12 protein-coding genes are annotated in these 14899 nt (G+C 73.8%); 4 read left to right on the forward strand and 8 right to left on the reverse strand.

Annotation, left to right across the window (positions count from 1 at the left end; all coding sequences use genetic code 11):
* Positions 1–21 precede the first annotated feature (21 nt).
* The gene (locus ACF08F_RS27935; RefSeq protein ID WP_392301269.1) at positions 22–1242 is read right to left on the reverse strand and encodes a M20 family metallopeptidase; all 1221 of its coding nucleotides are present in this window, start codon (positions 1240–1242) and stop codon (positions 22–24) included.
* A complete protein-coding gene (locus tag ACF08F_RS27940; protein WP_392301270.1) occupies positions 1242–2708 on the reverse strand; it encodes an MFS transporter in 1467 nt (488 codons plus the stop codon). Before ACF08F_RS27940 ends, ACF08F_RS27935 begins: the two co-directional genes overlap by 1 nt.
* 411 nt (positions 2709–3119) lie before the next feature.
* Here ACF08F_RS27940 and ACF08F_RS27945 point away from each other — a divergent pair, with 411 nt between their 5' ends.
* Complete coding sequence (locus ACF08F_RS27945) at positions 3120–4127, forward strand: Lrp/AsnC family transcriptional regulator (RefSeq protein ID WP_392301271.1); 1008 nt, start codon at positions 3120–3122, stop codon at positions 4125–4127.
* Between the two features lie 187 nt (positions 4128–4314).
* Here ACF08F_RS27945 and ACF08F_RS27950 read toward each other — a convergent pair whose 3' ends face one another.
* The 3 genes from ACF08F_RS27950 to ACF08F_RS27960 form a co-directional block, all read right to left on the reverse strand.
* Positions 4315–5865 (reverse strand): MFS transporter, encoded by a 1551-nt coding sequence (locus ACF08F_RS27950; RefSeq protein WP_392301272.1) that lies wholly within the window; start codon positions 5863–5865, stop codon positions 4315–4317.
* 97 nt (positions 5866–5962) lie between these two features.
* Positions 5963–6376, reverse strand: coding sequence for a RidA family protein (locus tag ACF08F_RS27955; RefSeq protein WP_392301273.1), 414 nt, complete (start codon positions 6374–6376; stop codon positions 5963–5965).
* Positions 6373–7680, reverse strand: coding sequence for an acyl-CoA dehydrogenase family protein (locus ACF08F_RS27960; protein WP_392301274.1), 1308 nt, complete (start codon positions 7678–7680; stop codon positions 6373–6375). Before ACF08F_RS27960 ends, ACF08F_RS27955 begins: the two co-directional genes overlap by 4 nt.
* 189 nt (positions 7681–7869) lie before the next feature.
* On the opposite strand from ACF08F_RS27960, the gene ACF08F_RS27965 reads away from it, so the two are divergent.
* Together ACF08F_RS27965 and ACF08F_RS27970 are read left to right on the forward strand one after the other, a co-directional pair.
* A complete protein-coding gene (locus ACF08F_RS27965) occupies positions 7870–9492 on the forward strand; it encodes an AMP-binding protein (protein ID WP_392301275.1) in 1623 nt (540 codons plus the stop codon).
* Positions 9493–9534: 42 nt separating this feature from the next.
* Entirely contained in the window at positions 9535–10374 is an 840-nt protein-coding gene (locus tag ACF08F_RS27970; RefSeq protein WP_392301276.1) for a PaaX family transcriptional regulator C-terminal domain-containing protein, read from the forward strand.
* Here the strand turns inward: ACF08F_RS27970 and ACF08F_RS27975 are convergent.
* The 3 genes from ACF08F_RS27975 to ACF08F_RS27985 form a co-directional block, all read right to left on the reverse strand.
* Positions 10355–10855, reverse strand: coding sequence for a DUF1772 domain-containing protein (locus ACF08F_RS27975; protein WP_392301277.1), 501 nt, complete (start codon positions 10853–10855; stop codon positions 10355–10357). The two genes, ACF08F_RS27970 and ACF08F_RS27975, sit on opposite strands and share 20 nt — an antisense overlap.
* A 92-nt stretch (positions 10856–10947) precedes the next feature.
* Entirely contained in the window at positions 10948–13308 is a 2361-nt protein-coding gene (locus ACF08F_RS27980) for a bifunctional salicylyl-CoA 5-hydroxylase/oxidoreductase (RefSeq protein ID WP_392301278.1), read from the reverse strand.
* A complete protein-coding gene (locus tag ACF08F_RS27985) occupies positions 13293–14120 on the reverse strand; it encodes an enoyl-CoA hydratase family protein (protein ID WP_392301279.1) in 828 nt (275 codons plus the stop codon). Before ACF08F_RS27985 ends, ACF08F_RS27980 begins: the two co-directional genes overlap by 16 nt.
* Before the next feature lie 253 nt (positions 14121–14373).
* Here ACF08F_RS27985 and ACF08F_RS27990 point away from each other — a divergent pair, with 253 nt between their 5' ends.
* Entirely contained in the window at positions 14374–14895 is a 522-nt protein-coding gene (locus tag ACF08F_RS27990; protein ID WP_392301280.1) for an ATP-binding protein, read from the forward strand.
* Positions 14896–14899 lie beyond the last annotated feature (4 nt).

A 14899-nucleotide genomic window follows, 5' to 3' on the forward strand; every position in this document is an offset into this window, starting at 1 on the left:
TCGCGTGCCGGGTGTCAGGTGTCAGCGGGCCGATGGTGTGGTCGTCGGGTCCCGGTAGGGGGATCGGGTCGCGAGGTGGGTGAGGAGGGTCTGGCGGTGGGTGGGGTCCGTGGCGAGGTCGAGGGCCGTCCAGGCCATCGCGAGGCCGCCGTCGAGGACCGCGCGGTCGGCCTGCGGGGTCGTGCCGTAGCGGGTGAAATCGGGGTTGTGCATGATCGTGTCGCCGCAGTCGTAGCCGATCATGGGGTGGATGGTCGGGACGTGGTGCGAGACGTTGCCCATGTCGGTGGAGCCGCCGCGGATCGAGGGGTCCTCGGCCTTGGCGTCGCGGCCGAGTGCGCGGGCCGCGGCGAGGTAGCTCCGGCTCATCGCGAGGTCCTGGCGGAGGTCGGCGTAGTCGTTGCCGACGGCCTCCAGAGCCAGTTCGGCTCCGGTGGCGAGCGCGCCGGCCTCGAAGCAGGCGCGGACGCGGGCCTGGAGCTCGCGGAGCTCCTCGCTGGTGCCGGCGCGGCAGTCGTAGTCGGCGGTGGTGCGGGCCGGGATGACGTTGGCCGCTTCGCCGCCCTGGGTGACAAAGCCGGAGACGACCGCTCCTGGCCGCATCTGCTGGCGGTACGCGGCGATGGCGACCTGCGCGATCATCATCGCGTCGGCGGCGTTGACGCCGCGCTCGGGCATCGCCGCGGCGTGCGCGGAGCGGCCCGTGTAGCCGACCTTCCAGCTGCTGATGGCGAGCGAGCTCATGCCGACGGAGTCGGAGGGCGCGGCGTGCACCATCATGGCGGCGGCGAGGTCGTCGAAGGCGCCCGCGCGCAGCATGTCGACCTTGCCGCCGCCGGACTCCTCGGCCGGGGTGCCCAGGAGTTTGACGGTGATGCCGAGTTCGTCGGCCAGCGGCGCGAGCGCGAGGGCCGCGGTGACGGAGGCGGCGCCGTTCACGTTGTGGCCGCAGGCGTGGCCGATGCCCGGCAGGGCGTCGTACTCGGCGCAGATCCCGATGACGAGGTCGCCGCTTCCGGCGGTGGCGGTGAACGCCGTCGGCAGGTCGCAGACCCCGCGGGTGACGTCGAAACCGGCCGATTCGACCAGGTCGGTGATGCGGCGGGCGGCCCGGTGTTCCTCGTAGGCGAGTTCGGGGTCGGCGTGCAGCTGGTGGCTGAGGGCGAGGACGTCGTCCTGGCGCCGGGCCACGAGGTCGCGGGTGCGGGTGCGGAGGAGTTCGAGGGGTGCGGTCGTGGTCATCAGTGGGCCTCGCGGTCCTTCGACGTGCGGTATAGCAGGGCGATCGCGGCGCCGGCCAGGGAGACGACCGCGCAGATCGTCCAGGAGGTGGTGTACGCGCCGATCTCGGGCAGGGTCTCGCCGGCCGGGGTGCGGGCGGCGAAGACGGTGAGGACGATCGCGGCGCCGACGGAGCCGCCGACGTTGATGAGGAGTTCGTTGATCCCCGAGCCGACCGAGGTCCGGTCGTGGGGGACGGATTCGACGGCGAGAGTGCGGGTGGAGTGCTGGAGGAAGCCGATGCCCAGGCCTGCCAAGGCGGTGGCCGCGAGGAACAGCGGCATCGAGTCGTGCCAGGTCAGCGAGGCGAAGTAGCCGGCGGCCATGAGCAGGGACCCGACGCAGAGCGTCAGCCGGTCGGAGATCGCGGCGGCGACGGCCGGCGCGGCCAGGGCTCCCGCCGCCATGGCGAGGAGGTTCGGCAGCATGGCGAGACCGATGGCGAAGGGGTCGAGCCCCAGGCCGTAGCCGTGCTCGGCCGGGCCGGTGCCCATGAAGACCGGGTTGGCGACCTGGAGGCCGATCATCGGGATCGTGAAGGTCACGGTCACGAGGGAGACGGCGACGACGTTCCGGTGCCGGAACATCCGGACGTCGATCATCGGTTCGGCGGTACGCAGCTCCACGAGGACCCACAAAGCGGTGACGAGCGCGCCGCCGACGAGGCAGCCGAGGGTACGCGCCGAGGTCCACTCCCAGTCGGGCATTCCGCCCATGCCCAGGCCCAGCATGATCGCGACGAGGCCGACGGACAGGAGGATTCCACCCGCCCAGTCGATCCGGCCGCCCGGGCGCGCCGGGGACTCCGGGAGCAGCGGCCACGTCACGGCGAGAGCCAGGCCGACCGCCGCCGTGGGGACCCAGAGGGCGGCGGTGGGGCTGTCGACGGTACGGGCCACGAAGCCGCTGGCGACCAGACCGACCGCGATGCCGGCGACGAGCGCGGCGACCATGTAGCTGATGCCGCGGCGGGACTCCCCGTCGCCACCGTCCTTGCCGCCGCGGTTGCGGAGGATGCCGACGAGCAGCGGGAAGAAGCCCGCGAACGCGCCCTGGAGGATCTGCCCGGCGAGCAGCACGCCGAAGGAGCGGCTGAAGCCCACCAGGACGGAGCCGAGCAGGACGATCGCGAGGTTCCAGCGCAGGACGCGCCGGTGACCGTAGAGGTCGCCCATGCGGGAGAGGACCGGGGTGAACGCCACGGACGCGAGCAGGTTGGCGATGCTGATCCAGTTCAGCTCCGCGGCGGTGACCCGGAGGGTCTCCGTGAGGCCCTTCAGCAGCGGGGAGAGGAAGCCCTGCGTGATGCCGCTGGACAGCTCGACGAGCGCGACGGAGGCGATCACCGCGACGCCGGGGGTCGCGCGGACAGCCCGCGCAGCCGAGGGCGCCCGCAGGGTGTCCGTATCCGTGTCCGTAGCCGTCATACGTACCACCTGTTCGGAGGGAAGGGCCGCGGCCGGCCGGGAGGCCGGGCCAGGGCGGTGCTGGGGGGTGCGGGGCGTGCGCAGGCGCGAGGGAGGCACGGGTACGCGGCGGTGCCGGGAGCCCTGGAGGGGCACCGGGCGGTCGTACCCGCCGCCGACCGGTCACCGGCCGCCGTCGTCCGCCGACCTGCGTGGCGGAATCCGCACCACAATGTCGCCAGCCGACGGGCATTCGGGCAATAGTGCGCCTCACAATCGGGTGAAGGCGTCATGCGCCCGGGTCCGATCGGCGGATTCGGGCACGGCCCGCCCTCCGATGGCGCTCCTCCGACACGCCCCCGCGGGACGCCGGGGCCGCACCGTACGGTCCTCTCCTGCCCGCACCCCGCCACTCCCCCAGGAGGTCCCTCGATGACGACCGAGCCCTCACCGCACGGTGCGCTCGACGCCCTGGACCACGCGGTGCTGCGGGCGCTGCACCGCGATCCCCGCGCGCCGTTCTCCGAGGTGGCCGCCACGGCCGGGGTGCACGAGCGGACCGCCGCGCGGCGCCTCGACCGCATGACCGCGACCGGGGCGGTGGGCTTCACCGCGGCCCTCGTCCCCGAGTACCTCGGCGAGGGGGTCACCGCCGAGGTGGCCGTGCGCTGCGCCCCCGGCCGCGTGCACGACACCGCGCTGGCCCTCGCCCGGCGGCCCGAGGCCCGGTCCGTGGAGGTCGCCACCGGCGCGCTCGACGTGTTCGCCGAGCTGAACGTGGCCGACCACGACGCGCTGCTCACCCTCGTCGACGCGGGGATCGGCAGGCTCGACGGCGTCGTCGACATCCACACCTCGGTGGTCCTGCGGCTGCTCCTCACCGCCAGCGACTGGGCCCCGTACGACGACGAGCCGACGGACGTACGGCGGCACGCCGTCGAGGGCCGGCCGCTGCCCGAGCCGCCGGTGGTGGACGAGCTCGACCGGCGCCTGGTCGCCCTCCTCCGCCGTGACGCCCGGATGTCCACCACCCGGCTGGCCCGCGAGCTCCGGGTCGGCGAGACCACCGCGCGCCGCCGGCTGAGCCGCCTGATGGACTCCCACGTCCTCCACCTGCGGCTGCACGCGGAGCCCGAGGTCCTCGGCTACCCCGTCGAGGCGCGGTTCCGGCTGGCCGTCGCCCATGCCCGTCTCGACGCCGCGATCCGTCGCCTGGCCGAGGAGCCGGCCGTCCGACACCTGGTGGTCACGACCGGCACGACGGCCCTTCTCGGCTACTCCAGCCACCGCTCCACGCGGGATCTGCGCGACTTCACCGCGCGGGTCTTCGGCGCGCTGGACGGTGTCGCGTCGACGGAGGTCGCCGTGCTGATGCGCACCTACAAGCGCGCAGGATTCGAGTCGGGTCCGGGCCCCGAGCGGCGTGAGGCGCAGAGGTGAGCAGGATCCAGGACAACACCCCCTAGGGCGTGTTGGGTCGATCAGGGTCGGCAAGGCCGCGGCGGTCGGCGCGGTGCATCGCAAGGCGCCGGAGCGGCGCGATAGCGGAGCTATCGGGCCGTTTCGGCAACGCGGCGAGGTGCCGTGCCGACCGCCGCGGCCCCGGCCATGATCGACCGGACAGGTCCTAGGCGCCCGGGACCATGCCGCCCTTGAGGCGTTCGAGGTCCGAGGGGCGGACCTGGATGGCGAAGATGGCGATCACCAGGGAGAGGATCGCGAAGGCCGCCGCCACGATGAAGCCGGCCGAGACACCGGCGGTGAGGACCTCGTCGCCCCAGGGCGGCGGGAGTTGGCCGGTCTCGGCGAAGCGGGCCTTCTCCAGCGGGGTCGCCTGGGCGAGGAAGGCCGGGACCTGGGTGTCGGCCTCGTTGCGGCTGACCGTGCCGAAGACCGTGACCAGGATCGAGAGGCCGAGCGAACCGCCCACCTGCTGGGTCGCGTTGAGCAGGCCGGAGGCGGCGCCGGTGTCCTTGAGGGCGACGTTGGAGAGGGCCATCAGGGTCAGCGAGACGAACATGAACCCCATGCCGAAGCTGAAGACCAGCATCGGACCGAGGATCGAACCCAGGTAGGTCGAGTCGACGTCGGTCAGGGTGAGCCAGGAGAGGCCGACCGCGAGGCAGAGCGAGCCCACCACCATGAAGGGCTTCGGGCCGAACTTGGGCAGGAGTTGGGAGGTGATGCCGGCGGCGACCGCGATGACCGCGCTCACCGGGAGGAAGGCGAGGCCGGCTTCGAGCGGGCTGAAGTCCAGGACCTGCTGCACGAAGAGCGTGAGGAAGAAGAACATGCCGAAGATCGCCGCGGCGAGGCAGAGCATGATGCCGTAGGTGCCCGCGCGGTTGCGGTCGGCGAACATGTGCAGCGGGGTGATCGGCTGCCGCGAGCGCCGTTCCACCAGGATGAAGGTGACGAGCAGGACGACCGCGGCGGCGAAGGAGCCGAGCGTCAGCGGGTCCCGCCAGCCTTCCTGGGCGGCGCGGATGAATCCGTAGACCAGCGCGACCATGCCGAGCGTCGAGGTCAGTGCCCCGGTCACGTCGAAGTGTCCTGGCTGGCGCGCGGACTCCTTGACGTGACGGGGGGTCAGGAAGGCGATCATCAGGGCGATCGGCACGTTCACGAAGAAGATCCAGCGCCAGTCGAGCCACTCGACGAGGATGCCGCCGGCGAGGAGGCCGATGGCGCCGCCGCCCGCCGAGACGCCCGCGAACACGCCGAAGGCACGGTTGCGTTCGGGGCCTTCGTCGAAGGTCGTGGTGATCAGGGAGAGGGAGGTCGGCGAGGCGATCGCGCCGCCGACGCCCTGGAGGGCCCGGGCCGCGAGGAGTTGCCATTCGGTCTGGGCGAAGCCGGCGAGCAGGGAGGCGAGTCCGAAGAGCAGGACGCCGAAGATGAAAACCCTGCGGCGCCCGAGGATGTCGCCCGCGCGTCCGCCGAGGAGCAGCAGTCCGCCGAAGGTCAGCGTGTAGGCGTTCACGACCCAGGAGAGGCTGGTGGTCGAGAAGTCCAGGGCCTGCTGGATGTCCGGCAGGGCGATGTTCACGATGGTGATGTCGAGGACCACCATCAGCTGACAGGAGGCGATCACGAAGAGGGCGATGCCCTTGCCGTCGCCGTCGCTCTTGTGCGGGGTGGTCGCCGTCGGGGTCGTCGGCTTCGGGTCACTCGTCATGGCTTCTCATGGCGCATCGCGCCCTCACCGTGGGGAGCCGTGGGCCGGTCAGTCCACCTTTCGACACTAAGCCAGGGCTGTTCGGGTGACCAGTTGATCAAGCGGGACCGGGTTCCTCCAGGACGGCGAAGCCGTCCAGTTCCACCCGCGCCTGTTCGTCCCAGAGCCGTACGACTCCGATGACGGCCATCGCCGGATAGTCACGGCCCGCCAATCTGCGCCAGACGCCGCCGAGTTCGGCGGCGTGGGCGCGGTACTCCTCGACGTCCGTGGTGTAGACGGTGACGCGCGCGAGGTCGGCCGGGGTGCCGCCGGCGTGGCGGAGTGCGGTGAGGAGGTTGGCGAGCGCGGTGGTGAACTGCTCGCGGAGGGTCTCCCCCACGACCTTGCCCTCGCTGTCGAGCGCGGTCTGTCCGGCGAGGAAGACGAAGCGGGTTCCGGTGGCGGTGACGGCGTGGGAGAAGCCGGTGGGCGGGGAGAGTTCGGCCGGGTTGTGGCGGTGGAGGCTCATGCGGACACCTTGCTCTCGGGACGGGGGTCCGTGCCGTCGGCGCGGCGGCTCGCACGGGTCACATCGGTCGCTTGGTCCGCATCGGCCGCGTGGCTCGCATCGGCCGGACGGCCCGCATCGGTCGCTTGGCTCGCATCGGCCGGACGGCTCGCATCGACCGCATCGGCTGCCCGGGGCGCGCGGCTCGCGTGGGCCGCGTACAGCTCCTTGGCGATGATCGCACGTTGGACCTCCGTGGCCCCCTCGTAGATCCTGGGTGCCCGCACCTCGCGGTAGAGGTGCTCCAGCAGGTGGCCGCGTTGCAGGGCGGCGGCTCCGTGCACCTGGACGGCGGCGTCGACGACGAACTGCGCGGTCTCGGTGGCGAGCAGCTTCGCCATGGCGGAGCGCCTCGGCACGTCCGGGTCGCCGCTGTCGTACGCCGTGGCCGCCGCGTACACGAGGAGGCGGGCGGCCTCCGTGCGGGTGGCCATCTCGGCGATGCGGTGCGAGACCGCCTGGAGGTCCGCGAGGACGCCGCCGAAGGCGGGGCGGGCGGCGGTGTGCGCGACGGCGGCGTCGAGGGCCGCCTGGGCCATGCCGACGGCGAAGGCCCCGACGCTGGGCCGGAAGAGGTTGAGGGTGTGCATCGCGACCCGGAAGCCCCGGTCCGGTTCGCCGAGGAGGTCCTCGGGGCCGACGGGCACGGCGTCGAAGGTGAGGGTGCCGAGGGCGTGCGGGGAGAGCATGTCGAGGTGCTCGCCGCCGAGCCCCGGGCGGTCGGCGGGGACGAGGAACGCGGTGACGCCGCGGGCGCCGGCGCCCCGGGTGGTGCGGGCGAAGACGGTGGCGAAGTCGGCCTCGGGGGCGTTCGAGATCCAGCGTTTCTCGCCGTGCAGGCGCCAGCCGCCGCGGCCGTCGGGGACGGCGTCGAGGGCGAGGGCGGCGGCGTCCGAGCCGGCGCCGGGCTCGGAGAGCGCGAAGGCCGCGACGGCCCGCCCCGCGGCGGCCTCGGGCAGCCAGCGGGCCCGCTGCGCTGTGGTGCCGAAGGCGGCGACCGGGTGAGTGCCGAGGCCCTGGAGGGCGAGGGCGGTCTCGGCCTCCGTGCAGGCCTGGGCGAGGGATTCGCGCAGGAGGCACAGGTCGAGGGCGCCGGCGTCGAAGAGGCGGGCGATCAGGCCGAGTTCGCCGAGGGCGGCGACGAGCGGGCGGTTGACGCGGCCGGGCTCGCCCTTCGCGGCGAGCGGCGCGAGGTGCTCGGCGGCGAGGGTGCGGAGCTCCGCACACCAGGTGATCTGTCCCGGATCGAGCGAGAATGCGGGCATGTGGGCCCTCTCCGACGCCCTGCGGCGCCCTTGTCGCTGCGCCCTGGGGCGCCCCTGTCCGTGCACCGCCGCTCGGCGCGTTCGTACCCGTGCCGCCCGACGCTCTTGTCGCGAACCGTTGACTGCCGTCACCAACACGATACGCTCGTGTGGCGTTGAGCGACCCCACCACGACAAGGGGACGGACTCATGGAGCTGACACCCTCGGCCCATCTCGACACCTTCGCCCGCGACGGACTGCCTCCGCCCGAGCGCTGGCCGCACCTTCTCTTCGAGCTGCCGGAGCTCGCGTACCCCGACCGGCTCAACTGCGGGGCAGAGCTCCTCGACCGCACGGTGGAACGATTCGGCGCGGACCGGCCCGCGTTCCACGACGCCGAGGGCCGGACATGGAGCTACGGGGACCTCCTCGACCGGGTCGACCGCCTCGCGCACGTCCTCACCTCCGACCTGAAGGTCCGCCCGGGCAACCGCGTGCTCCTGCGCGGCCCCACCACCCCCTGGCTCGCCGCCTGCTGGCTCGCCGTGATGAAGGCCGGCGGCGTCGCCGTCACCGTCCTGGCCCAGCAGCGCGCACCCGAGCTGGCCGTGATGGCCGAGGCGGCCCGCTGCACCCACGCGCTCTGCGACGTCCACTCCCTCGACGAGCTCCTCGCGGCCCGGATCCCGGACCTGCGCGTCACCCCCTTCGGCGGGGACGGCCCGGACGACCTGCTGGCCCTCGCCGCCCGCCGCGACGGCCCGTACGAGGCGGTGGCGACCGCGGCCGACGACGTGGCGCTGATCGCCTTCACCTCCGGCACCACCGGGCAGCCGAAGGGCTGCGTCCACTTCCACCGGGACGTCCTCGCCGTCGCCGACACGTTCTCCGCGCACGTCCTGCGCCCGCGGCCCGACGACGTCTTCGCCGGTTCGCCGCCGCTCGCCTTCACCTTCGGCCTCGGCGGTCTCGTCGTCTTCCCCCTGCGGGCCGGGGCGAGCGCGGTCCTGCTCGAACAGGCGGGCCCCCGGCAACTGCTCGGGGCGATCGAGCGGCACCGGGTCTCGGTGCTCTTCACCGCCCCGACCGCCTACCGCGTCATGCTCGGCGAGCTGGCCGGCGACGGCGCCCCCGACATCGGCTCGCTGCGCCGCTGCGTCTCCGCCGGCGAGAACCTCCCCGAGGCGACCTGGAGCGCCTGGTACGGCCGTACGGGCCTGCGGCTGATCAACGGCATCGGCGCGACCGAGCTCCTGCACATCTTCATCTCGGCCGCCGACGGCGACATCCGCCCCGGCACCACGGGCCGCCCGGTGCCCGGCTGGCAGGCCAGGATCGTGGACCGGGAGGGCAGGGAGCTCCCGGACGGGGAGGAGGGACTGCTCGCCGTGCGCGGCCCGGTGGGCTGCCGCTATCTGGCCGACCCGCGTCAGGCGGAGTACGTGAGGGACGGCTGGAACGTCACGGGCGACACGTACGTCCGCCGGCCCGACGGCTGGTTCCGGTACGTGTCACGGGCCGACGACATGATCATATCGGCGGGGTACAACATCGCCGGGCCGCAGGTCGAGGAGGTGCTCCTCGACCATCCCGACGTGGTCGAGACGGCGGTCGTGGGCCGCCCCGACGAGCTGCGCGGCCAGATCGTCGTCGCGTACACGGTGGTACGGGACGGGGTGCCGCGCGACTCCGGCACGGCCGCCGCGCTGCGGGCCTTCGTCCGCGCCCGCCTCGCCCCGTACAAGTCGCCCCGCCGGATCGTCTTCCTCGACGCGCTGCCCCGCACCGCGACCGGCAAACTGCAGCGGTTCCGGCTGCGCGATCCGGTCTGATCCCGCGCCGGGCACCTCCGACCGACCCCCTAAAGTGATCACGTGGCCGAGCAGCACACTCCCCGATCCCTGATCGTCTCCCTCTACGGCGCCTACGGCCGTGGGACCGACGAGTCCCCCATGCCGGTGGCCGCGCTGATCCGGCTGCTCGGCGGGCTCGGCGTGGACGCGCCCTCGGTGCGCTCCTCGGTCTCCCGGCTGAAGCGGCGCGGACTGCTGCTGCCGCGCCGCACGGCGGACGGCGCCGCCGGGTACGCCCTGTCGGAGGACGCCCGGCGGCTCCTCGACGACGGCGACCGCCGGATCTACGCCCGTACGGAGCCGAAGCTGTCCGACGGCTGGGTCCTGGCGGTCTTCTCGGTGCCCGAGGCGGAGCGGCACAAGCGGCACCTGCTGCGCTCCCGGCTCGCCCGGCTGGGCTTCGGCACGGCCGCGCCGGGCGTCTGGGTCGCGCCCGCCCGGCTGTACGAGGAGACGCGGAACGCCCTGGAGAGGCTGGAGCTCTCGACGTACGTGGACCTCTTCCGGGCCGAGCACCTGGGATACGCCGCGACGGCCGAGTCCGTGGCCCGCTGGTGGGACCTCCCGGCGATCGCGGGGCTGCACGAGGAGTTCCTCGCGGTCCACGAGCCGGTCCTGCGGTCCTGGCGCTCGGCGCCGGGCGGCCCGGAGGAAGCCTTCCGGGCGTACCTCCTCGTCCTGGACTCCTGGCGCCGCCTGCCGTACGCCGACCCGGTCCTGCCGGCGGAGCTGCTCCCCGACGACTGGCCGGGCCGCCGCTCGGCGGAGGTCTTCGCGGCCCTGCACGAACTGCTGTGGGACCGGGGCGCGGAGTTCGTCCGCCCGTTCGTCCGGCCTTCGGTCAGCGGGGAACCGGCGTAGGGCCCGTCTTCCGGACGGCCGTCGCCCGGAGCAGGCAGACGAGTGCCGCCGCCGACAGGACCGTGCGGACCGTGTTCCAGGCCACCCAGGTGTCCTCGAAGGCGGACCGGGCCGCCGCCGGGTCGCTCGTGGTCGCCAGGGCCTCGTTGAGGGGGACGTTCCCCGCCGTGGTGACCAGCAGGACCGCCACGCACAGGACGAAGCCGGCGAGCGTCCAGGCCCGGGCCCGGGTGGCGCGGTGCAGCCAGGCGGCCGCTCCCGTGAGGACCGGCGCCCCGAGGAACGCGGTGAGGAAGACCGGGTTCTGGATCACCTCGTTGATGTTCCGCATGACCTCCACGAAGACCCGGTCGTCGCTGCGCGCGAGCGCCGGCATCACCGAGCACGCGTACGCGAACAAGAGCCCCGCGACCAGTCCGGTCGCCACCGTCGCCGCGCCGAGGACCGCCCCGGCACCCTTCCCACCCCTGTTTTGTGTCATGTCCCCATTCAAGGACAGCGGGGGCGTGCGGACCATGGTCGCGCGTCGCACGCGCATGCGCGCGCGTCCACGGCCGGCCGGACGGCCCCCTGCTACTCGCGGCGGCCCGTCGGAGGCGGGCGGCTGCCCGCGCGGTACGGGGCCGGCCAGGGCGCGGCCGGGCCCTCGTAGCCCTGTTCGGCCGCCGCGTGGAGGGTCCAGTGCGGGTCGTAGAGGTGGGGCCGGGCGAGGGCGCAGAGGTCGGCGCGGCCGGCCAGGAGCAGGGAGTTGACGTCGTCCCAGGAGGAGATCGCCCCGACGGCGACGACGGGGACGCCGACCGCGCCGCGGATCCGGTCGGCGTACGGGGTCTGGTACGAGCGGCCGTACTCGGGGCGTTCCTCGGGGACGACCTGGCCGGTGGAGACGTCGATGGCGTCGGCTCCGTGCGCGGCGAAGGCGCGGGCGATCGCGACGGCGTCCTCGGCGTCCGTGCCGCCCTCGGCCCAGTCGGTCGCCGACACGCGCACCGTCATTGGGCGGTCCTCGGGCCACACCTCCCTGACGGCGTCGAAGACTTCGAGCGGGAAGCGCAGCCGGCCTTCGAGGGTGCCGCCGTAGGCGTCGGTGCGGTGGTTGGTGAGCGGGGAGAGGAAGCCGGAGAGCAGGTAGCCGTGGGCGCAGTGGAGTTCGAGGAGGTCGAAGTCGCAGCGGGCGGCCCGCCGGGCGGCGGCGGTGAACTCCTCGCGTACGGCGGCGAGTCCGGCGCGGTCGAGGGCGCGCGGGGTCTGGTTGACGCCCGCCCTGTACGGGAGGGGGGAGGCGGCGACGAGGGGCCAGTTGCCCTCCGGTAGCGGCTGGTCGATGCCCTCCCACATGCGCCTGGTGGAGCCCTTGCGGCCGGAGTGGCCGAGCTGGACGCCGAGTGCCGTGCCGGGCGCCCGGGTGTGGACGAAGGCGGTGATCCGGGCCCAGGCGTCGGCCTGTTCGTCGGTCCACAGGCCGGAGCAGCCGGGGGTGATGCGGCCCTCGGGGCTGACGCACACCATCTCGGTCATGACGAGTCCGGGGCCGCCGAGGGCCCTGGCTCCCAGATGGACGAGGTGGAAGTCGCCCGGGACGCCGTCCTCGGCGACGTACACGTCCATGGGCGAGACCACGATCCGGTTGCGGAGGGTGAGGCCGCGCAGGCGGAAGGGGGTGAACATGGGCGGGGTCCCGGGCGGGCAGCCGAAGTCCTTCTCGACGGTGCCGGTGAAGGCCGGGTCGCGCAGCCGCAGGTTCGCGTGGGTGACGCGGCGGCTGCGGGTGAGGAGGTCGAAGGCGAAGCGGCGGGGCGGCCGGTCGACGCGGCCGGCGATCTCCTCGAACCAGCGGAGGCTGGCCGCGGCGGCGCGCTGGGTGGACTCGACGACAGGACGGCGCTCGGTCTCGTAGGCGGCCAACGCCTCGGCGAGGGTGGGGTGTTCGCCGATGCTCCGGGCGAGCGCGAGGGCGTCCTCGACGGCGAGCTTGGTGCCGGATCCGATGGAGAAGTGCGCGGTGTGGGCGGCGTCGCCGATGAGGACGGTGTTGCCGTGCGACCAGCGTGCGTTGACGACCGTACGGAACGCGGTCCAGGCGGAGTTGTTCGCGCGGAGCTCCCGGCCGCCGAGCGCCTCGGCGAAGATCTTGGCGCAGCGGGCGGTGGACTCGGCCTCGTCGAGTTCGTCGAAGCCGGCGGCCCGCCAGACCTCCTCGCGCATCTCCACGATGACCGTGGAGGAGTCGGCGGAGAAGGGGTAGGCGTGGAGCTGCATCACGCCGTGCTCGGTCTCGGCGATCTCGAAGCGGAAGGCCTCGAAGGGGAAGTCCGCGGCGAGCCAGATGTAGCGGCAGCGGTGGGTGGTGACGGTGGGGCGGAAGTGCTCGTCATGGGCCTCTCGGGTGCGGCTGTGCACGCCGTCGGCGGCGATGACGAGGTCGTGGGCGGCGGCGAGTTCGGCGGCGGGCGGGGCCTCGGCGCGGAAGCGGAGCCGTACGCCGAGCTCGGCGCAGCGGGCGTGGAGGAGCTCCAGGAGCCGGCGGCGGCCGAGGGCGGCGAAGCCGTGGCCGGTGGAGGTCGTGCGGTGGCCCCGGTGGACGACGTCGATGTCGTCCCAGCGGACCATCTCGCGGCCGAGGGCCTCGTACACGGCGGGGTCGGCGTCCCGGATGCCGCCGAGGGTCTCGTCGGAGAGGACGACGCCGAAGCCGAAGGTGTCGGAGGGTGCGTTCCGCTCCCAGACGGTCACCTCGCGGGCGGGGTCGAGCCGTTTGAGGAGTGCGGCGGCGTAGAGCCCGCCGGGACCGCCTCCGATGACGGCGATCCGCAGCGACGGGCCGGGCGACCCGGCAGGCCCGGGGTCGGGACGGGGGGTGGAGGCCGGCGTCGGCGGGCGGGCCGTCGCGGGGGTCGCTTCGGGGGTGGGCGTCATGGTCAGCGCCCCTGCCATTTCGGGGGGCGCTTCTCCGTGAAGGCCGCGTGGAACTCCGCGTAGTCCTCGCCGTGCATCAGGAGGGCCTGCGTCGCCGCGTCCATCTCGATCGAGGCGGCGAGCGGCATGTCCAGCTCCGCCGAGAGCAGGGCCTTCGTCTGGGCGAGCGCCAGTGCCGGGCCGTCCGCGAGCCGGCGGGCGAGCGCGGCGGCCCGGGCGCCGGCGGCGCCCTCCTCCGTCAGCTCGCTCAGCAGCCCGATGCGCTCGGCCTCGGCCGCCAGGACCGGTTCGCCGAGCATGAGGAGCCGGGTCGCGTGGCCGAGCCCGACGACCCGGGGCAGCAGGTAGGCCGCGCCCATGTCCCCGCCGGAGAGGCCGACCCGGGTGAAGAGGAAGGCGAAGCGGGTGGTGGGGTCGGCGACCCGGAAGTCGGCGGCGAGGGCGAGGACCGCCCCCGCGCCCGCCGCGACGCCGTGCAGCGCGGCGACGACCGGGAAGGGGCACTCGCGGAGCGCCCGGACGACCTGTCCGGTCATCCGGTTGAAGTCGAGGAGCCGGGCGGTGTCGAGGGAGAGCGTGGCGCCGATGATCTCGTCGACGTCGCCGCCCGAGCAGAAGCCCCGCCCCTCGCCGCCCAGCACGAGGGCGCGCACGGCCCTCTCACGGGACAGTTCGGCGAGCAGGTCGCGCAGGTCGGCGTAGGCGCCGAAGGTGAGGGCGTTGAGCTTCGCGGGGCGTGCGAGGGTCACCGTGGCGACGCCCTCGTCGAGGTCCAGACGCAGATGCCGCCAGCGTTCGGTGCGGGTCGCGGATCCGGTAAAGGGGCTCATCCGGAACGGCCTCCTTCCTCCACCCGGAGGGTATCACTGAACTGTGACCACCGTCACGAGTACGCGATAAAGGGGGCGTGTGCCCAGGCCCCACAAGGTCCCGGGAGGGAGATGACCGAAGTCCCCGGCGCCGAGGGAAGGGGGCCCTGGGGACGGGATCTTGTGCCTCGTAAGGTTGAAACCAGGACGTCTCGGGATGCCCCCACCCCACTCGCCCACCCGCCGCCCCTCGCAGAAGGGAGCCCTGCCGGCCATGCCCGAAGCCACCGCACCCGCCGACCACCCCGCCGGAGCCGCCGACCACGACGCCGGACCCGCGGAGGCCGGAGCCCCCGCCTCCTGGCGCGTCCGTCTGCCGCACACGACCGCCGCCGTGCCGATCGCCCGCGCCCTGATCCGTGCCGCCCTCGACGACATCGACCCCGGCCCGGCCGCCCTCCCGGACGGGGACACCGCGGAGCTGCTCACGGCCGAGCTCGTCGCCAACGCGGTCGAGCACACCGCGGGCCGGGGCCCGATCGAGCTGGTCGTCGAGCTGCTCGCCGCGCCGGGCGGCTGTCAGATAGAGGTCCACGACTCCGAGCCGGCCGGCCCCGGCGCGCTCACCTGCCCCGCCCCCGACACCGTGGTCGATCCCTGGCAGGAGCACGGGCGGGGCCTCCTGCTGATCCGCGCGCTCAGCAGCGACTGCGGCCATCGCCCCACCGCGCACGGCAAGGCGGTGTGGTTCACGCTCCCCGGGATTCCGGCCCAGCGCCGCCGCCGGGAGCCCTGAGCGC

This window comes from Streptomyces sp. NPDC015130 (assembly GCF_043080005.1).
In the GTDB taxonomy this organism is placed as follows: Bacteria; Actinomycetota; Actinomycetes; order Streptomycetales; family Streptomycetaceae; genus Streptomyces.